The sequence below is a fragment of the Archangium lansingense genome (assembly GCF_026626635.1).
Classification (GTDB): Bacteria; Myxococcota; Myxococcia; order Myxococcales; family Myxococcaceae; genus Archangium; species Archangium lansingense.
Window position 1 is genome coordinate 6,744,073 of sequence record NZ_JAPNKA010000001.1, and the last position, 19,587, is coordinate 6,763,659.

The 19,587-nt window shown below is 67.8% G+C and carries 18 protein-coding genes; all 18 read left to right on the forward strand.

The genetic code is table 11. The annotated features are described in order from the left end of the window. Positions 1 to 27 precede the first annotated feature (27 nt). The 18 genes from sppA to miaB all read left to right on the forward strand — a co-directional run bounded on the left by sppA (position 28) and on the right by miaB (position 19,538). A complete protein-coding gene (gene sppA / locus OV287_RS27330) occupies positions 28 to 1,722 on the forward strand; it encodes a signal peptide peptidase SppA (protein WP_267536983.1) in 1,695 nt (564 codons plus the stop codon). 13 nt (positions 1,723 to 1,735) lie between these two features. Beyond that, a complete protein-coding gene (locus OV287_RS27335; protein WP_267536984.1) occupies positions 1,736 to 2,911 on the forward strand; it encodes a zf-TFIIB domain-containing protein in 1,176 nt (391 codons plus the stop codon). Positions 2,912 to 3,040: 129 nt separating this feature from the next. Continuing rightward, on the forward strand, positions 3,041 to 4,123 hold the full coding sequence (locus OV287_RS27340) for an Mrp/NBP35 family ATP-binding protein (RefSeq protein ID WP_267536985.1): 1,083 nt from the start codon (positions 3,041 to 3,043) through the stop codon (positions 4,121 to 4,123). A 28-nt stretch (positions 4,124 to 4,151) separates the two neighbouring features. Next, positions 4,152 to 4,640, forward strand: a complete 489-nt coding sequence (locus OV287_RS27345) for a hypothetical protein (RefSeq protein WP_267536986.1) — start codon at positions 4,152 to 4,154, stop codon at positions 4,638 to 4,640. Positions 4,641 to 4,644: 4 nt separating this feature from the next. Continuing rightward, positions 4,645 to 5,052 (forward strand): hypothetical protein, encoded by a 408-nt coding sequence (locus OV287_RS27350; protein ID WP_267536987.1) that lies wholly within the window; start codon positions 4,645 to 4,647, stop codon positions 5,050 to 5,052. A 67-nt stretch (positions 5,053 to 5,119) separates the two neighbouring features. After that, the gene (locus OV287_RS27355; protein WP_267536988.1) at positions 5,120 to 5,968 is read left to right on the forward strand and encodes a 3-hydroxyacyl-CoA dehydrogenase family protein; all 849 of its coding nucleotides are present in this window, start codon (positions 5,120 to 5,122) and stop codon (positions 5,966 to 5,968) included. A gap of 15 nt (positions 5,969 to 5,983) precedes the next feature. Further along, on the forward strand, positions 5,984 to 6,760 hold the full coding sequence (locus tag OV287_RS27360) for an enoyl-CoA hydratase-related protein (protein WP_267536989.1): 777 nt from the start codon (positions 5,984 to 5,986) through the stop codon (positions 6,758 to 6,760). A gap of 150 nt (positions 6,761 to 6,910) precedes the next feature. Then, positions 6,911 to 8,053, forward strand: coding sequence for an acyl-CoA dehydrogenase (locus OV287_RS27365; RefSeq protein ID WP_267536990.1), 1,143 nt, complete (start codon positions 6,911 to 6,913; stop codon positions 8,051 to 8,053). Between the two features lie 14 nt (positions 8,054 to 8,067). Beyond that, positions 8,068 to 8,550, forward strand: coding sequence for an AgmX/PglI C-terminal domain-containing protein (locus OV287_RS27370; protein WP_267536991.1), 483 nt, complete (start codon positions 8,068 to 8,070; stop codon positions 8,548 to 8,550). An 11-nt stretch (positions 8,551 to 8,561) separates the two neighbouring features. Continuing rightward, the gene (locus OV287_RS27375; protein ID WP_267536992.1) at positions 8,562 to 9,707 is read left to right on the forward strand and encodes an acyl-CoA dehydrogenase family protein; all 1,146 of its coding nucleotides are present in this window, start codon (positions 8,562 to 8,564) and stop codon (positions 9,705 to 9,707) included. A 361-nt stretch (positions 9,708 to 10,068) separates the two neighbouring features. Then, entirely contained in the window at positions 10,069 to 11,778 is a 1,710-nt protein-coding gene (locus OV287_RS27380) for a 30S ribosomal protein S1 (RefSeq protein ID WP_267536993.1), read from the forward strand. Between the two features lie 266 nt (positions 11,779 to 12,044). Continuing rightward, a complete protein-coding gene (locus OV287_RS27385; RefSeq protein WP_267536994.1) occupies positions 12,045 to 13,223 on the forward strand; it encodes a thiolase family protein in 1,179 nt (392 codons plus the stop codon). A 93-nt stretch (positions 13,224 to 13,316) separates the two neighbouring features. After that, a complete protein-coding gene (locus tag OV287_RS27390; RefSeq protein ID WP_267536995.1) occupies positions 13,317 to 14,015 on the forward strand; it encodes a CoA transferase subunit A in 699 nt (232 codons plus the stop codon). Between the two features lie 9 nt (positions 14,016 to 14,024). Next, complete coding sequence (locus OV287_RS27395; protein ID WP_267536996.1) at positions 14,025 to 14,681, forward strand: CoA transferase subunit B; 657 nt, start codon at positions 14,025 to 14,027, stop codon at positions 14,679 to 14,681. A 124-nt stretch (positions 14,682 to 14,805) separates the two neighbouring features. Then, positions 14,806 to 16,095: a class I SAM-dependent RNA methyltransferase gene (locus OV287_RS27400; RefSeq protein ID WP_267536997.1), complete on the forward strand. Its 1,290-nt coding sequence runs from the start codon at positions 14,806 to 14,808 to the stop codon at positions 16,093 to 16,095. Positions 16,096 to 16,142: 47 nt separating this feature from the next. Next, complete coding sequence (locus OV287_RS27405) at positions 16,143 to 17,540, forward strand: VWA domain-containing protein (RefSeq protein WP_267536998.1); 1,398 nt, start codon at positions 16,143 to 16,145, stop codon at positions 17,538 to 17,540. 11 nt (positions 17,541 to 17,551) lie between these two features. Further along, entirely contained in the window at positions 17,552 to 18,061 is a 510-nt protein-coding gene (locus OV287_RS27410) for a hypothetical protein (RefSeq protein WP_267536999.1), read from the forward strand. 94 nt (positions 18,062 to 18,155) lie between these two features. Then, positions 18,156 to 19,538, forward strand: a complete 1,383-nt coding sequence (gene miaB / locus OV287_RS27415) for a tRNA (N6-isopentenyl adenosine(37)-C2)-methylthiotransferase MiaB (protein ID WP_308809745.1) — start codon at positions 18,156 to 18,158, stop codon at positions 19,536 to 19,538. Positions 19,539 to 19,587 lie beyond the last annotated feature (49 nt).

Consider the following 19,587-nt stretch of genomic DNA (forward strand, 5'->3'; position numbering starts at 1 on the left):
CCCGGCGCTCCATTAGGCGCCAGACCCGTGCGCCTCCTCGTCATTCCCCTGATCAACCTGCTGGTGCTGTTGAGAGTCCTGCTGGGTCTCCCGTTCCGTCTGCTAGGAGCGAGGAGCCGGCCGGCATATGTGCGCTTCCGGCTGGCGGGGAATCCCCCCTACCGGGAGCGGCCCCGTCGCTCCCGCCTGCCCCTGGGGTTGGGAGGGCAGAGCCGCCCGGAGCCGGCCACGGTGACCTCGCTGGAGGGCTTCCGCAAGGCCCTGGAGGTGCTGGCGAAGGACGAGAAGGTGAAGGGCATCCTCCTGGTAATGGAGGACCTGGAGGTGCCGCCGGCGAAGCGGGAGGTGCTGGTAAAGCTGCTCGAGGGCTTCCGGGCGGCGGGCAAGCGGGTCGTGGCGTGGGCCGTGAGCGTGGACAACCTGGGGTACCAGGTGATGTGCGCGGCGGACGAGGTGCTGCTGTCCCCGGCGGGGAGGTTGGAGCTGGTGGGCTTCGCCGCGGAGGCCACCACGCTGGGCGAGGGCCTCGGCCGGCTCGGCATCAAGGCGCACTTCTTCCGGAGGGGGGCATACAAGACGGCCCCGGAGCTCTTCACGCACGCGCGCGTGTCGGACATCGAGCGGCAGACGGTGGAGTCGTTCCTGGACGAGCGGTACGTGGATCTGGTGGACAGCGTAGCCAGGGGGCGACGGCGCACGCCGGAGGAGGTGCGGGCGTGGATCGACTCGGGCCCCTACAGCGCGAAGCGCGCGATGGCGGGGGGCCTCATCGATGGAATGTGTGACGAGGCGGATCTGCCCGCGCGGATCGGAGCGAAGGAGGACGAGGAGGAGGGCCTGGAGCCGATGCCGATGTACCTGGCGCGCCTGCCGTGGCCGCCGGTGCGCTGGCGCCCGCTGCGTCCAAGGCCTCGGCTGGGGGTGGTGCCGGTCTCGGGGATGATCGTCCCGGGTAAGGGCGCGGCGGGGCGGATGGCGGGCTCGGAGACGGTGGTGAAGGCGCTGCGCTCGGCGGCGAGGAACCGGAGCGTGAAGGCGGTGGTGCTGTACGTGGCGAGCCCGGGAGGCTCGGCGGTGGCCTCGGAGCTCATGCTGGAGGCGGTGCAACGAGTGGCGAAGAAAAAGCCGGTCATCGCCTTCGTGGACCAGGTGGCGGCGAGCGGCGGCTACATGGCCGCGCTGGGCGCCAAGGAGATCTGGGCCACGCCGCACGCGGTGGTGGGCTCCATCGGCGTGTTCGGGGGGAAGTTCGAGACCTCGGAGCTGATGGAGAAGTTGGGGGTGCACCGCACGCTCATCACCCGGGGGGAGGTCGCGGGCATCTACTCGAGCTCGAGGGGCTTCACCGAGCGCGAGCGGGCCTTGATGGAGGCCGAGATGGAGGAGACGTACCAGGCGTTCCTCGAGCATGTGGCGAAGGCACGGGGCCGGACGACGGAGGAGATCCACGCGCTGGGAGAGGGACGGGTGTACAGCGGCACGCGGGCGCTGGGGGTGGGGCTGGTGGACAAGCTGGGAGGCTTCGAGGAGGCGTGTCGTCACGCGATGGGGCTGGCGAAGGTGCCGGCGGAGCAGCGCTTCGACCTCCAGATGTATGGGGGCCCGGACCGGGGCTTCTCGCTGCTGAAGCTGCTGTTGGGGGGCGCGTCCGCGGGGACTTATGCCTTCTGCCCAACGGCCTGGAGCCTGTTGGGGTTCAAGGCGGGGGAGCGTTTCGAGTAACCTCCCGCCTCGCATGGCGCGCCCCTGTCCCCTCTGCGAGAACGAGCTGCTGCGGCCCTTGCGCGTCTCCCATGTGGAAGTCGACACGTGTCCGCGCTGTCACGGGTTGTGGTTCGACCGGGGCGAGCTGGAGCGTTTTCCGGATCGGCCCTCGGCGCGAAGCTTCCTGGCCATGAAGGGCCAGACCTTCTCCCGGTGCCGGAAGTCGGGGCACCCGGTGGGGCGCGCGGAGGCGATGTGCCCCACGTGCCGGAGCGAGCCCGTGCGCTGTCCGGCGTGCTCGGAGCGACTGCGGCGGGTGGTAACGAGTGCCAGCCCCGTCGACGTGTGCCCCTCGTGCGAAGGGGTCTGGCTGGACGCAGGCGCTTTCGAGGCGTTGGGTGGCGTGACAGTGATATCCCAGCCGAAGACACGGCCCGCGCCCGCGGCGGCCATGGAGTGTTCGCGCTGCGGGGTGGGGCTCAAGGTCTCGGAGGCCTATGTCTACGATGGTGACGTGTATTGCGGTGCATGCCGGCCGCCGGGTGCCGTCTCGGGGGCGGCGTTGAAGAAGGGAGCGCAGGGAGGGCCGCTGCGCAGGGTCCTGGGAGCCCTGTCCACGCTGTCCCTGGCCGCCTCCCTGGTGGCCACGGGCTGCGCTCACACCCCGAGCCCCTCGAACGTGGCGAAGTCCTACGCCCAGGCGCTGGAGGAGAACCGGCTGGCGGACGCCTACGCGCTGACGAACGCTCCACCGGAGGCCCAACCCGGGTTCCTGGAGCACTACGCGGACGCCTCGGTCCGCCAGGCCCGGGTGAAGGAGGTGCGCGCGGCGCTTCCGGAGCTGCAGGCGCGAGCCCCGGCCCTCACGCTGCTCCAGGTGAAGGACGGCTGGCGGGTGGTCGAGGAGAAGCCAGAGGATGCACCCCGGGCAGTATTGAAGCGCTTCCTGGACGCGGTGGGAGCGAGCAACTGGGCCACGGCCTGGTCGCTGCTGAGCGATCCCCTGCGTGCCCGCTACACCCCCGAGCGTCTGCGCGAGGACTTCAAGCGCGAGCCCCAGTCAGCCGAGCGGGTGCGCCGGGCGCAGCTCGCGCTGAAGGGGGGCGTACGGGTGACGGCCTCGGGGGCGGAGTTCCCGATTGGCAAGGGCCGGGCGGTGCGGCTGGTCCGGGAAGCAGGCGAGTACCGGGTGGCCGCCATCGAATGAGAAGAGGTGCGGCCGGGGAGGCGCTGGATTAGAGGAGGTTGACACCAGGGGGGCCGCTGGCTATCTCCGCGCCCTTCCGTGGGGGGACCCCCCAACCCCCCGGATTCCAAAAGGATTCAGGTACTCCAGATGAGCGTTTCCGAGCGCGACATCCTCGCGGCGATGTCGAAGGTGATGGATCCCGAGCTGCACATCGACCTCGTGAAGGCCGGGATGGTGAAGGACGTCCGCGTGGACGGCGACAAGGCGAAGCTCAAGATCGAGCTGACCACGCCGGCCTGTCCGATGAAGGGGAAGATCCAGGCGGACGCCGAGGCAGCGCTCAAGCAGGTGCCGGGGCTGAAGACGTTCGACATCGAGTGGGGCGCGCAGGTGCGCTCGGCGCCGCAGGGCATGGCGCAGGGCCAGGCGATCCTCCCGCAGGTGAAGAACGTGATCCTGGTGGGCGCCGGCAAGGGCGGCGTGGGCAAGAGCACGGTGGCGGTGAACCTGGCGGCGGCGCTGGCGCGCGAGGGCGCGAAGGTGGGCCTGCTGGACGCGGACTTCTACGGCCCCTCGGTGCCGCTGATGACGGGCATCACGGAGAAGCCGGTGAGCCCGGATGGCAAGTCGCTGCTGCCGCTGGAGAAGCACGGGCTGAAGGTGATGTCGATCGGCTTCCTGGTGGAGGCGGATCAGGCGCTCATCTGGCGCGGCCCCATGCTGCACGGGGCGCTGATGCAGCTGGTGCGGGACGTGCGCTGGGGCGAGCTGGACTACCTGGTGCTGGACCTGCCGCCGGGCACGGGTGACGTGGCGCTGTCGCTGTCGCAGTCGGTGAAGGCATCGGGCGCGGTGCTGGTGACGACGCCGCAGGACGTGGCGCTGGCGGACGTGGTGCGCGCCAAGCAGATGTTCGACAAGGTGCACATCCCGGTGCTGGGCATCGTGGAGAACATGAGCCAGTTCGTGTGCCCGCACTGCTCGAAGGCCACGCCCATCTTCAACCGGGGCGGCGGCCACAAGGCGGCGCAGATGTTCAGCATCCCGTTCCTGGGAGAGATTCCCCTGGAGCTGAAGATCCGCGAGGCGGGTGACGCGGGTGTTCCGGTGGTGCTGAGCGCCCCGGAGAGCGCCGAGGCCCAGGCCTTCATGGCGATGGCGCGAAACATCGCGGGTCGCGTGTCCACCGAGAACATGCGGGTGGCGGTGAAGCTGCCGGTGATACGCTAGCGGCCCCCCGCGACCCCCGAGGACCCCTATGGCGCCTGGCAAGGCTCCCGAAGAAGACGACGACTTCGACCCGCTGCTCGGAGACGAGCCGGAGCGGGAGGAGGGGGCTCGCGCGGGCTTCGTGCCCGAGTTCGTGCGCAAGGTGGCGGTGGCGGGACTGGGCGCTCTCTTCATGACGGAGGAGGGCATCCGCTCGCTGGCCGGCCAGTTGAAACTGCCCAAGGAAGTGCTCGGCTACATCCTCGGGCAGGCGGAGAAGACGAAGGACGAGGTGGGCCGGGTCGTCTCCGAGGAGCTCCGGCGCTTCCTCCAGTCGGAGAAGCTGCGCGACGAGCTGCTCAAGCTGGTGTCGGGGATGACCATCGAGGTGAAGGCGCAGATCCGCCTGGTGCCTCCCGAAGGCCGCGAGGACGAGGAGTCGAGCGGCGAGACGGGCACGCCGGGTCGTACCAAGGTGACCGTCACCGAGCTGCACACGCGCCGCGGCGGTAAGAAGACCGCGACGAAGAAGGAGTAGGGGCGTGGAAGGTGAGGCGCGGCGGAACTGGCGACAACACCCGCTGCTGAAGCGGCTTCCGTTCCTGTTGCTCATCGGGCTGGGCCTGTGGCTGTGGCAGGGCACGCAGGCCCCCTCCCGCGAGCTGGTGTGGCGTCTAGAGGGCCCGGGCTGGAACGATATTCGGGCGCTCGACTTCCAGGTGAAGAACGCGGACGGCGAACTGGTGAAGCGGGAGACGCGCTCCTTCCAGATGGGGCCGCCGAGCGCTCTCAGTCTGACGACGGATGATCTACCCTCGGGGGCATACGAGGTGTGGGTGTTCGCCCGAGGTGAGAGCGGACCGTCCCGACCGCCCCTTGTGGAGCGGCTGACACTCGGGGACGAAGATGTACATGTCGAGCGGGGGCTACGACTGCCCGTGAGCCGTTGACCGGTGGGGAGGCCAGGGCTATAGCGCGCCCGGTTCCTCGTTTACCGAGCAAGGGGTCGCGAACGCCATGGCATCGGAGCACATCATCGTCGTCGGGGCAGGTCAGATGGGGTCGGGCATTGCCCAGGTGGCGCTGCAGGCGGGCCTGCGGGTCACCCTGGTGGACGTCTCGAAGGAGGGTCTCGCCAAGGGGGCCGAGCGCATCAAGGCCGGTCTGAAGAAGCTGGTGGAGAAGGGCAAGCTGGACGCGGCCAGGCTCGAGGCGGCGAACGCGAACCTGGCCACCGCCACCAGCGCCACCGAGGTGAAGGACGTGGACTTCGCCGTCGAGGCGGTGACGGAGAACGAGGACCTCAAGCGCCGCATCTTCCTGGAGCTGGACAGCGTGGTGAAGCCGGGCGGGATTCTCGCCACCAACACCTCGTCCATCCCCATCACCCGGATCGCCGCGGCGACGAAGCGCCCCGAGAACGTCATCGGCATGCACTTCATGAACCCGGTGCCGGTGATGCAGCTGGTGGAGCTGATCCGGGGCGCGGCGACGTCGGACGCGACCTACCAGACCACCAAGGCGCTGGCGGAGAAGATGGGGAAGACCACGGTGGTGTCCAAGGACTTCCCGGGCTTCATCGTGAACCGCATCCTCATCCCGATGCTGAACGAGGCCTGCTTCGCGCTGCAGGAGGGGCTGGGGACGGCGGAGGACATCGACACGGCGATGAAGCTGGGCACCAACCAGCCCATGGGCCCGCTGCAGCTCGCGGACTTCATCGGCCTGGACACGGTGCTCTACATCGCCGAGGTGCTCCACAAGGGCCTGGGTGACGACAAGTACCGCCCGAGCCCGCTGCTGCGGCAGTACGTGGACGCCGGCTGGTACGGCAAGAAGAGCGGTCGCGGTTTCTACAAGTACTAGGACGGGGATACTCACATGGCCTACGAGAACATCCGGCTGGAGACCGAGGACGCGATCGCCATCCTCACCATCGATCGCCCCAAGGCGCTCAACGCCCTCAACAGCAAGACGCTCCAGGAGCTCGAGTCCGCGTTCAACTCCCTGCCCGCCACGGCCCGCGCGCTCATCATCACGGGCGGCGGCGACAAGGCCTTCGTGGCCGGCGCGGACATCTCGGAGATGGCGTCCATCAGCGCCGCACAGGCGCGCGAGTTCGCCGCCCTGGGTCACCGTGCCTTCGCGACGCTCGAGCAGCTCCCCATCCCGACGATCGCCGCGGTGAACGGCTTCGCGCTCGGCGGCGGATGTGAGCTGGCCCTCGCGTGCGATCTCATCTACGCCTCGGAGAAGGCGAAGCTGGGCCTGCCCGAGGTGAGCCTCGGCGTCATCCCCGGCTTCGGCGGCACGCAGCGGCTCACCCGAGTGGTGGGCAAGATGCGCGCGAAGGAGCTCGTCTTCACGGGTGAGCGTCTGGACGCGGCCAAGGCGAAGGAGATCGGCCTGGTCCTCGACGTCCTCCCGGCGGATCAGCTCCTGGCCCACTGCAAGGCGGTGGCGGGGAAGATCCTCAAGAACGGTCCGTTGGCGGTGTCGCAGGCCAAGCGGGTCATCGAGTTCGGCGCGGACCAGGATCTCCGGGCGGCCAACGAGCTGGAGCGCCAGGGCTTCGCGGTGCTCTTCGGCTCGGAGGACCAGAAGGAGGGCATGAAGGCCTTCCTGGAGAAGCGCGCGGCCGGCTTCACCGGCAAGTAACCGGGGAGTCGCCCCGCCGGATGTCCCGGGGGGCCCCGGGTAGACTAATGGGCGCGGCAACTGACGCTTGCCCGCCCCCCATGCAATAGCTGTTCCCAGGGGCGAAGCCCCGTATATGTACGTTCGCGCCCTTTCCCCACCAGGAGTGCCATGAACTTCGAGCTGAACGACGTCCAGCGCGAGATCCAGCGGATGTGTCGCGAGTTCGCCTCGCGCGAGCTGACCCCCAACGCCCGCAAGTGGGACGAGACGCACCAGTGGCCCACCGATGCGGTGAAGAAGCTGGCCGAGCTGTCGCTGCTGGGCGTGGCGGTGCCGGAGCAGTACGGCGGCGCGGGGCTGGACAACGTCTGCTACGCGCTGGCGATGGAGGAGATCAGCCGCGGCTGCGCGTCCACCGGCGTCATCATGAGCGTGAACAACTCGCTCTACTGCGATCCGGTGATGAAGTTCGGCAACGAGGCCCAGAAGGCCGAGTTCCTCACGCCCTTCGCCCGGGGCGAGAAGCTGGGCTGCTTCGGCCTCACCGAGCCTGAGGCGGGCAGCGACGCGGCCTCCCAGAAGACCGTCGCGGTGCGCAAGGGTGACGAGTACGTCATCAACGGCTCGAAGAACTGGATCACCAACGGCCCCCGGGCGGACGCCATCGTGCTCTTCACGATGACGAACAAGGAGGCGGGCAACAAGGGCATCACCGCGTTCCTGGTCCCCACCAACACCCCGGGCTTCATCCGCGCCGAGCCGGACAAGAAGATGGGCATCAGCGCGGCGCACTCCTGCAGCATGTTCTTCGAGGACATGCGCGTGCCGGCCAAGAACATGCTGGGCAAGGAGGGCGATGGCTTCAAGGTCGCCATGAGCACGCTGGACGGCGGGCGCATCGGCATCGCCTCGCAGGCCCTCGGCATCGCCCGCGCGGCCTTCGAGGAGGCGGTGCGCTACTCGGGCGAGCGCAAGACGTTCGGCAAGTCCATCCGTGAGCACCAGGCCATCCAGTTCATGATCGCCGACATGGCCACCGAGATCGACGCGGCCCGGCTGCTGGTGCTGCGCGCGGCGCTGCTCAAGGACAAGGGCGTGCGCCACTCGTCCGAGAGCGCCATGGCCAAGCTGTACGCCAGCGAGATGGCCAGCCGCGTGGCCAACAAGGCCCTGCAGGTCCACGGCGGCATGGGCTATTCCAAGGAGATGGACGTCGAGCGCCACGTGCGCGACGCGCGCATCACCGAGATCTACGAGGGGACGAGCGAGATTCAGCGCATCGTCATCTCGGCCAACCTGTTGAAGGACTAGGAGTCGAGTCGTCCATGAATCGTTCCCTGATGATGGTGGTGGTGCTCGGGTCGGGCCTGGCGTTCGCGCAGGGCACGGCTGGGAAGAAGGGCGCGTCCGGCAAGGAGACCGCACCCGAGGCGGCTGCCCCCGCACAGGAGAAGAAGAAGGCGGAGCCGGTGCGGCCTCCGCCTCCGAACATCGCCCGCATGCCCTTCACCCCGGACTCCATCCGCGAGGTGATGCAGTACCACTCGCGTGACGTTCAGGAGTGCTACGAGGAGCTGCTCGCGACGAAGGGCAACAAGGTGGAGGAGGGCCGCATCATGACGACCTTCACCATCTCGCCCGACGGCTTCGTGCGCAACGCCAAGGTCGCCAAGAACGGCACGACGATCAAGGACGCGCGGCTGCACGAGTGCGTGGTGAACGTGCTCTCCGGCATCAACTTCCCGCAGACTCCGGATGGGCGCGAGTACCCCATCGAGTATCCGTTCAACCTCAAGGCCATCAAGTAGGACCCGCTCCCGTGAACCTCGAGCTCACCGAGACGCAGACGCTCATCCGTGACACCGCCCGCAAGTTCGCGCGGGAGCGCGTGGCGCCCCAGGCCCGCAAGTTCGACAAGGAGGAACTCTTCCCCGTCGAGCTCTTCAAGGAGCTGGCCTCCCTGGGGTTGATGGGGGTGAACATCCCCGGCCAGTACGGCGGCGCCGAGGCGGGCGTCGTCTCCTACTCCCTGGCGATGATGGAGATGTCGGCCGCGTGCGCCTCCACCGCGGTGGCCATGGCCGTCACCAACATGTGCGCCGAGCTCATCTACAAGTTCGGCACCGACGCCCAGCGCGAGAAGTACGTCACGCGGATTACGTCGGGTGAGGCGGTGGTGGGCTCGTTCGCGCTCTCCGAGTCCCATGCCGGCTCGGATCCGCGTGCCATGCGCACCACGGCGGTGCGGCGCGGGGACAAGTGGGTCCTCAACGGCAGCAAGCAGTGGATCACCTCCGGCGCCTACGCGGGGGTGATGGTGGTGTGGGCCCTGACGGGCGGGCAGGGGAACAAGGGCATCTCCGCGTTCATCGTGGAGGGTGGGACGAAGGGCCTCATCATCGGCAAGCACGAGGACAAGATGGGCCTGCGCGGGTCCAACACCGTGAGCCTCACGTTCGAGGACATGGAGATCCCCGCGGAGAACCTCCTGGGCAAGGAGGGGGATGGCTTCAAGCTGGCGATGATCGCCCTGGACGGCGGGCGCATCGGCATCGCCTCGCAGGCGTGCGGCGTGGCCCGGGCGGCGCTCGATGCTGCCATCCGCTACTCGAAGGACCGCAAGGCCTTCGGTCAGCCCATCGCCGAGTTCCAGGGGCTGCGCTTCATGCTGGCCAACATGGCCACGGAGCTCCAGGCGGCCGAGCTGCTGACGTTCCGGGCTGCCTACCTCAAGGAGGAGGGCAAGCCGTTCACCCGCGAGGCCTCCATGGCGAAGCTGTACGCCAGCGAGATGTCCAACCGCGCGGTGGACAAGGCGGTGCAGATTCACGGTGGGTACGGCTACATCGACGAGTTCCCCGTGGAGCGCTACTTCCGCGATGCCCGCGTGCAGACCATCTACGAGGGCACCAGCGAGGTGCAGCGCCTGGTGATCGCCCGCGAGACGTTCAAGCTGCTCGACTGAACGCCCGCCCCCTGGCCGAGGGCCCACAATCCTGGTGGATCTCGTGCGCCAGGGTGATGGTGCAACTACCCATGGGGTAGCACCTTCTCCTCCAGGGCAGGCGCCAGGAGCCCGGGCGACCTGGCCTGTGGGACAGGTGTAAAGGGCTCCGGGGGGGTCCCGGACTGTCCGGGGCCGGATTATCAAGACTGTGAACAAGTACCGCGTGCTCGCTTGACTGCCGGTGTAACCGGTGTCTAGGGTGCGCGCCTTCGAGTCAATCTCATTGTGGGATCGGCTCGCGGGCCACTCGTAGCTCCCCGCGAGTGGCTGCCGTCAACAACCGGGGGCAGCAGTACCGTTTCGAAGGACTCCCAATCTCATGCAGCAGAATGTGAACCAGCAGATCGGAGATGTCGGCGACGAGGATTTTGCCGCGATGTTCGAGGCCTCGCTCAAGGAGCGTGGCGGCGAGGGCATCCTCAAGGAAGGCGAGATCGTCAAGGGCACCGTGGTGCAGGTGACCAAGGACTACGCCATCGTCGACATCGGCTACAAGTCCGAGGGCCAGGTTCCGATCTCCGAGTTCACCAGCCCTCGCGGCGAGGTCTCCGTCAAGGCGGGCGACCCTGTCGAGGTCCTCCTGGAGAGCCGCGAGAACGATACCGGCATGGTCGTCCTCTCCAAGGAGAAGGCCGACAAGATGCGCATCTGGGACGAGATCAGCGCCGCCTGCGAGCGCGATGAAATCGTCAAGGGCACCATCGTGGGCCGCGTGAAGGGTGGCCTTTCCGTCGACATCGGCGTGAAGGCGTTCCTCCCCGGCAGCCAGGTGGATATCCGCCCGGTGCGCAACCTCGACCAGTACATCTCGAAGGAATTCGAGTTCAAGGTCATCAAGTTCAACAAGAAGCGCGGCAACATCGTGCTCTCCCGCCGCGTGCTGCTCGAGAAGCAGCGCGAGGAGATGAAGAAGGAGACCCTCAAGAACCTCAAGGAGGGTGCGGTCCTCAAGGGCGTGGTCAAGAACCTCACCGACTACGGCGCCTTCATCGACCTCGGCGGCATCGACGGCCTCCTCCACATCACCGACATGTCCTGGGGCCGCATCGGTCACCCCAGCGAGATGTTCAACGTGGGTGACGAGGTCCGGGTCGTTGTCCTCAAGTTCGACCCGACGCAGGAGCGCGTCAGCCTCGGCCTCAAGCAGATCCAGGAGGATCCGTGGCACCGCGCCGACGAGAAGTACCCGGTCGGCACGCGCGTCAAGGGCAAGACGGTCTCCATCACCGACTACGGCGCGTTCATCGAGATCGAGCAGGGCGTCGAGGGTCTGGTGCACGTGTCCGAGATGTCCTGGACCAAGCGCCTCAAGCACCCCAGCAAGATGCTGGAGGTCGGCCAGGAGGTCGAGGCCGTCGTTCTCGACATCGATCCGAAGGCCAAGCGCATCGCGCTGGGCATGAAGCAGATCGAGCAGAACCCCTGGACGCTGCTCGAGGACAAGTACCCGATCGGCTCCGTCATCAAGGGTCAGATCCGCAACGTCACCGACTTCGGCGTGTTCGTCGGCGTCGAGGAGGGTGTGGACGGCCTGGTGCACGTGTCCGACATCTCCTGGACGGTGCGCATCAAGCACCCGGGCGAGATGTTCAAGAAGGGCGACGAGGTTGAGGCGGTGGTGCTCAACATCGACGTCGAGAACGAGCGCTTCAGCCTCGGCATCAAGCAGCTCCAGCCGGATCCCTGGGACACGCTGTCCGAGCGGACCCCGGTGGGCAGCCGCGTGAAGGGCAAGGTCACCAAGGTGACGGACTTCGGCGCCTTCGTGGAGATCGAGCCCGGCATCGAGGGCCTCGTGCACGTCTCCGAGCTGAAGGAGGAGCGCGTCGAGAACCCGCGTGACGTGGTGCAGGAGGGCCAGGAGGTTGAGGTCAAGATCATCGACATCAACACCCAGGACCGGAAGGTGGCTCTGTCGATGAAGGCCCTGATCGGCGAGGGCGACGACTACCGCGAGTACCTCCGCCGCCAGGCTGAGGGCTCGAAGGCGCGCCTCGGCGACGTGATGGCGAGCAAGCTGAAGAAGTAATCAAGCGGTTCGCCCCTCACGAGAGGGACACACAAGCGGCCGGGCTTCCTTCGGGGGGGCTCGGCCGTTTGTTTTTCCACACCTCGACGCGCCGTGTCATGAGTTGATTCCGAGGAGTCCTTGGAGCCAGAAGCCCATCTCTCGGGACAGTGGACGCTCCAGCCCCCGGGCGGGCAAGGAGGCTTGACCCTCCCACAAGGCACAGTGATAAGGGCCCTGCCGACGGTTATTTGAAGTCATCTCCCAGCATCCCAAGGAGGCAGTTCATGGCTCGTGAAGTGGTCATCGTGGGCGCGGCCCGTACCCCCATCGGGGCCTTCCAGGGAGCCCTGTCGAAGCTGACGGCGCCGCAGCTCGGCGCGGTTGCCATCAAGGCGGCGCTCGAGCGCTCGGGCGTCTCCCCGGATCAGGTGAATGAGACCATCATGGGCTGCGTGCTGCAGGCGGGCGTGGGCCAGGCCCCGGCGCGCCAGGCCGCCATCTATGCCGGCATCCCGGACACCGTCCCCGCCGTCACCATCAACAAGGTGTGCGGCTCGGGCCTCAAGGCGGTCATCGCCGGGGCCCAGGCGGTCGCGCTGGGTGACGCCGAGGTGGTCGTGGTCGGCGGCATGGAGTCCATGAGCAACGCGCCCTACGTCAGCCACGCCATGCGTGGCGGCGCGCGCATGGGCAACGTGGAGTTCAAGGACGCGATGATCCTCGACGGCCTGTGGGATCCCTACGGGAACGTCCACATGGGCAACTGTGCCGAGGAGTGCGCCGTCAGCCAGGGCATCAGCCGCGCCAACCAGGACGAGTACGCGCTCGAGTCCACCAAGCGCGCCATCGAGGCGCAGAAGGCCGGCCTGTTCACCCGGGAGATCGTCCCGGTCACCGTGCCCGGTGGCAAGGGCGGTGACGTGGTGGTGAGCGAGGACGAGGGCCCGAAGAACGCCAGGCCGGACAAGATTCCGACGCTCAAGCCGGTCTTCAAGAAGGACGGCACGGTGACGGCGGCCAACGCGTCCTCCATCAACGACGGCGCCGCGGCGCTGGTGCTGATGAGCGCCGAGCGCGCCAAGGCCGAGGGCCGCACCATCCTGGGCCGCATCACCGGCTACGCCGGGGCCGCCCGCAAGCCGGTGGAGTTCACCATCGCTCCGGCGGACTCCATCAACAACCTGTTCAAGAAGACCGGCCACAAGGCCGCCGACGTGGACCTCTGGGAGATCAACGAGGCCTTCGCGGTGGTGGCGCTGGCGAACAACAAGCTCCTCGGCCTGGACGCCTCGAAGGTGAACGTGCGCGGTGGCGCGGTGGTGCTCGGCCACCCGATCGGCGCCTCGGGCGCGCGCCTGCTGGTGACGCTGGTGCACACGCTCCAGGACACGAACAAGAAGCGGGGCGTGGCGTCGCTGTGTATCGGCGGCGGCGAGGGCATCGCGCTGATGGTGGAGCGCTAGTCCAACGCGGGACGAACACTCCCTCTCCCCCTGGGAGAGGGGCGGGGTGAGGGTCTCAACAGGGCCCTCGCCCCGTTCTCGTAGGAGGGGTTCATGAACAAGATCATCGCGAGCGCGGACGAGGCCGTCCGCGACATCCCGGATGGCGCCACGCTGATGAGCGGCGGCTTCGGGCTATGCGGCAATCCCGAGAACCTCATCGCGGCGCTGCACCGCAAGGGGACCAAGGGACTGACCATCATCTCCAACAACTGCGGCACCACCGAGCTGGGCCTGGGGATTCTCCTCAAGGCCAACCAGGTGAAGAAGATCGTCGCCAGCTACGTGGGCGAGAACAAGGTCTTCGAGCAGCAGATGCTCTCCGGGACGCTCGAGGTGGAGCTCAACCCGCAGGGCACGCTGGCCGAGCGCATTCGCGCGGGTGGCTGTGGCATCGCCGGCTTCTTCACGCCGTCGGGCGCGGGCACCGAGCTCGCCAAGGGCAAGGAGACGCGGATGTTCGATGGGCGGCTGCACGTGCTGGAGACGCCGCTCAAGGCGGACTTCACCATCGTGCGCGCCTGGAAGGCGGACACGTGGGGCAACCTGGTGTTCCGCAAGACGGCCCGCAACTTCTCGCCGATGATGTGCATGGCGGGAAAGGTCACCATCGTCGAGGCCGAGCACATCGTGGCCGCCGGCGAGATCGACCCGGACCAGGTGCACCTGCCCGGCATCTTCGTGCACCGCATCATCCAGTCGAAGAATCTCGAGAAGTGGATTGAGCGCCGCACCGTGCAGAAGAAGGCTTGAGAGGACGCCATGCCCCTGACCCGTGAGCAGATTGCCCAGCGCATCGCCCAGGAGCTGCGCGACGGCTATTACGTGAACCTCGGAATCGGCATCCCCACGCTGGTTGCCAACTACATTCCGAAGGGCATCGACATCATGTTCCAGTCCGAGAACGGCATTCTCGGCATGGGAGCCTGGCCCGTGGAGGGCGAGGAGGATCCGGATCTCATCAACGCCGGCAAGGAGACGGTGACGGTGGTGAAGGGCGCCGCCTTCTTCGACTCGGCGCTGTCCTTCGGGATGATCCGCGGCGGCCATGTGGACCTGGCCGTGCTCGGCGCCATGGAGGTGAGCGAGCAGGGAGATCTCGCCAACTGGATGATCCCCGGCAAGATGGTGAAGGGCCCGGGCGGCGCCATGGATCTCGCGGTGGGCGCCAAGCGCGTCTTCGTGACCATGGAGCACGTCAACAAGGAGGGGAAGCCGAAGATCCTCAAGAAGTGCTCCCTGCCCATCACCGGCCTCAAGTGCGTCAACCACATCGTCACCGAGTACGCCCTCTTGGACGTGACGCCCGAGGGCCTCGTGCTGCGCGAGCTGGCTCCCGGCGTGACGGTGGACCAGGTTCGGTCCATCACCGAGCCCACCTTCAAGGTGGCGCCGGACGTGCGTGAGATGAAGATCTGAGGCTTCCAGGCCTCTCGCTGTACCCGCCGCGGTCCTGGAACACGGGGCCGCGGCGGAATACCCAGACCGGAGCGGAGGTCGAATAAGGATGGCGCCCGGAGGGGTTGCCAGTTCCCCGTTTCCCATGCTGCCGGATACACCCATTGAATTGACGATCGACCGCCTCGGGCAGCTCGGAGAGGGCGTGGGCTCCTACGAGGGCCGCACTGTCTTCGTGCCCGGTGCCTTCCCTGGCGAGCGGGTGCGCGTGCGCCTGGAGCAGGAGGGCAAGGTGGTGCGCGGGCACCTGCTCGGCGACGTGGTGGCCCCGAGCCCGGACCGAAGGCGCTCGCCGTGTGCCCTGAGCGCGCGGTGTGGTGGGTGCGACTGGCTGGAGCTGGCTGAGTCCGCCCAGCGCGCCGCGAAGCAGGAGATTGTCCTCTCCGCCCTGGAGCACCTGGGCCGGCTGAAGCGGGACAGCTTCGCGGTGCGGCCCCTGTTGATGGCGCCGACGGAGTTCGGCTACCGGCGGCGGGCGGTGCTGCACCTCCTGAAGGACGAGCTGGCCTACTTCGGGCGACGGAGCCATGACCGGGTGCCAGTGAGCGAGTGCGGCGCGCTGGTGCCGGTGCTGGCCGGGCTGCCGGGGAAGCTGGGGCCGCTGCTCAAGCCGGTGTCGAAGGACGCGGAAGAGGTGCACCTGCTGGCCGAGGGCAGCAAAGCGGCCTTCGCGGTGCTGCTGAAGGGCCAGGCGACGCCCCGGCATGTCGAGGCGTGCGAGACGGCGGTGCGCACGCTTCGGCTGGAGGGCGCGGTGCTGGTGCCGAAGGAGGGCTCACCGCGAATCATCGGCAAGCCGGTGCTGCGCTCGGTGTCGCCGCTGCGGCCGGAGGTGCCGCTGTACCTGCGGCCGGATGCCTTCTCGCAGGCGCACGCCGAGGCCAACGTGGGACTGGTGACGTCGGCGGTGTACGAGCTGGCCCCGCGAGAGACGGACACGGTGTTGGAGCTGTACTCGGGCAACGGCAACTTCACGTTCCCGCTGGCGGCGAGCGCGGCGTCGGTGCTGGGGGTGGAGTCCTCGCCGGCGTCGGTGGAGCTGGCGCAGCGCAGCGCGCGAGAGGGTGGGGTGACGAACGTGCGCTTCCACCAGGGGGATGCCCGGAAGGTGTGCGAGGGCCTCATCCGCGAGGGCAAGCGGTTCGACCTGGCCCTGGCGGATCCTCCGCGGACGGGGGCACCAGGGCTCGCTCGGTGGCTCAAGGCCCTGGGGGTGAGGCGAGTGGTGTACGTGGCATGCGATCCTGGCTCGCTGGCGAGGGACGCTGCGGGCCTGGTGGAGGCCGGTTACAAGCCGCTGGCGTTGCAGGTGGTGGACATGTTCCCGCAGACGCACCACGTCGAATCCGTGATGTCCTTCGAGCTGCCTGCGTAAAGCCCCCTCTCCCTCTGGGAGAGGGCTGGGGTGAGGGTCTACAGTCAATGGACGCACGCATCGTCGAGTTCGCCGAGGTCCTCCGCCAGAACGGGGTGCGTGTGAGCACGTCCGAGGTCACGGACGCGGCGCGGGCCACCGCCGAGGTGGGGCTCCAGGACAAGGCCATCTTCCGATCGGTGCTGCGGACCACGATGGTGAAGCGCCACCAGGACGTGGATGTCTTCAACCGGGTCTTCGACTTCTACTTCTCGGGGGCGGCGAAGACGTTCGAGGCGCTCGACAAGTCGCTGGCGCAGCAGATCCAGGAGCAGGGGCTCATCGAGGGCGACAACCTGACGATGCTGCTGTTCCAGATGAACCAGCTCTTCCCCGAGCTGTCCCCGCTGGCCCAGGCGGCGCTGATGGGGGATCGGGCGAGGCTGGCGCAGATCTTCCGCTCGGCCACGCTGCAGCTGGACCTGTCGCAGATGCAGAGCTCGATGCAGACGGGCTTCTTCTCGCGGCGGCTGCTGGTGGCGGCGGGGATCGACCGGGCGCGTTCAGAGCTGAAGACCTTCGAGGACGAGTTGCGCAAGCGGGGCCTGCCGGCCGAGGGCGTGGAGATCGTCTCGCGCCATGTGGCCGAGGCCATGCGCAAGGTGGAGGACGCTGCGCGGCGTGAGGTGAAGCGTCAGGCCGAGGCGCGCATCCGCAAGCCCACGGGCGGGGTGGCGGACAAGCCACTGTTCCAGCTCAGCCAGGCCGAGGTGAGCCAGATGGAGACGGCGGTGAAGACGCTGGCCGAGAAGCTCAAGGCCCGCCTCATCCGCAAAGCACGCTCGAACCGGCGGGGAGCGCTGAACGTGCGCCGCACGCTGCGCCGCAACCTGCCGTGGGGTGGGGTGCCCATGGTGCCCCAGTTCCGCGACCGCCGCCCCGAGCGCCCCGAGGTCGTCGTCCTCTGCGACGTCTCGGACTCGGTGCGCAACGCCTCACGGATGATGCTGCTCTTCACCTACACGTTGCAGTCACTCTTCGTGCGTGTGCGCTCGTTCGTCTTCGTGTCGGACGTGGGCGACGTGACGCAGTACTTCAAGGAGCAGGACGTGGACAAGGCGATCGATCTGGCCACCATGGGTCAGGCCGTCTCGCTCACCGCCAACTCCAACTACGGCCGCGCGCTGGCCATGTTCGCGAGGGATCAGCTCGGCAGCATCACCCGCCGGACCACGGTGATGATCATCGGGGACGGTCGCAACAACTACAACGCCAACAACGCCTGGGCCCTCAAGGACCTGAAGCAGAAGTGCAAACGGCTCCTGTGGATCTGCCCCGAGGATCGTCCCAACTGGGGCTTCGGGGATAGCGAGATGCTCACCTACTCGAAGGAGTGCCACCAGACGGTGGTGGTGAACTCCGTGTCCGATCTGTCCCGCATCGCGGAGCAGCTCGTCCCCGCCTGAGAGAGACAGCCATGTCCCGTTCCATGTTCGATGATCTCGAGGTGTCGCAGGCCAGCGCCATGGGGGCTGCTGACTCCCGGACGCTGCGGTTCGCCGCCCACGCCCTCACCCAGGCAGACCTGGAGGGTCTCATCCGCTACCAGGAGGCCTTCCTCTCCCACCTGGAGCAGGGGCAGTCCCCGGTAGAGCCCAATGCGCTCACCACCGCGCACGAGCTCGGCCTGAAGGCCTCCGGGTTGGCGGTGAAGGTGGTGGAGCTGGGCAACGCCATGCTGCGCGCCTACAGCGGCCATCACTGGACGGCTCGCCGGCTGCGCACCCGGCTGGCGGAGCTGGAGCAGCAGTCCGATGCCACCTCGTCCGAGAAGGCCAGCAAGGCCCGTGACGAGCTGCGCCGCATCGAGGACCTGGAGCCCCTGGCCCGGCGCTACGGGCAGGAGGCGATCGATCTGATGAACCAGCACGAGGACCGTCTGGTGGCCCTCCATACCCGGATGCAGAAGGCCCTCACCCGGGCGTAGGAGGGGCTCGCCCGCGCCCCTGCCTGGGCGCTGGAACCATTGCAATCCGCCGGGGCTCGTCGGATAAGGGCCCGTTCTCCGTACGGAAAGACCCATGAAGCGCTACTTCATCCACACCTTCGGCTGCCAGATGAACGTCAACGACTCGCTCCGCATGAGCGAGGTACTCGGCAAGCTGGAATACCGGCCCACGCCGGTGCCGGAGGAGGCCGACCTCATCATCCTCAACACCTGCTCCATCCGTGAGAAGGCCGAGGACAAGATGCTGTCGGCCCTGGGCCGCTACCGCACGGTGAAGCTCGCCCGGGGCACGCTGCTGGGCGTCGGTGGGTGCGTGGCCCAGCAGGAGAAGGACAAGCTCCTCAAGAAGGTGCCCTACCTGGACTTCGTCTTCGGTCCGGACTCCATCGCCAAGCTGCCGGACATCATCGGCCGCGTGCAGGGCGAGCGCGAGCGCGTGGTGGAGACGGCCTGGGTGGACTCGGAGGAGTACGTCTTCCCGCGCGCGGACCCCGAGACGAGCCGCGGCAAGGTGACCGAGTTCGTCACGGTGATGAAGGGCTGCGACAATGTCTGCTCCTTCTGCGTGGTGCCGCATACCCGCGGCCGCGAGGTGAGCCGGCCCTTCCCGGACGTGCTCGCCGAGGTGGCGGACCTGGCGAAGGTGGGCGTGCGCGAGGTGACGCTCATCGGGCAGAACGTGAACTCGTACCAGGGTGGCATCAGCTTCGCGCAGCTCCTGCTGCGGACCGCGGAGGTACCGGGCATCGAGCGCGTGCGCTTCACCACGAGCCACCCGCACGACCTGTCCGACGAGCTGATCGAGGCCTTCCGGACGCAGCCGAAGATCACGCCGCACTTCCACCTGCCGGTGCAGAGCGGCTCCAACCCGGTGCTCAAGCGGATGCGGCGCGACTACACCGTGGTGCAGTACCTGGAGCGGCTGGAGAAGCTGCGCGCGGCGCGTCCGGGCATCGCGGTGACGACGGACATCATCGTCGGCTTCCCGGGAGAGACGGAGGAGGACTTCGCCCTCACGCTGGAGCTCACGGAGAAGGTCCGTTACGACAACCAGTTCTCCTTCATCTACAGCCCCCGGCCGAAGACGGGCGCGGCGCTGAAGGAGGACGAGTGGGGCTTGGTGGCCCACGAGGTGAAGATCGAGCGGCTGGAGCGCCTGCAGAAGATTCAGCGGCGCATCAGCGGGGAGATCACCGCGGCGCAGGTGGGGCAGGAGGTGGAGGTGCTGGTGGAGGGCCACTCGCGCTACAACCCGCTCAAGCGTTTCGGGCGCACGCCGGAGAACCGCACCGTCAATTTCGACGGGGACGCGCCGGCGGGAGCCTTCGTGAAGGTGCTGGTGGAGAGCGCCACGCCGAACCAGCTGTCCGGCAAGCAGACGGTGGTGCTGAGCCAACCGTTGGTGGTGCCGCCCGCCGACCTCCCGAGCCCCGAGCTCTCGTGCGTCGTGGGCTGAGCCTCCCGCCCGAAGCGTAAGGCCGTCGACCCCCGTGCTGGCCGTTAAC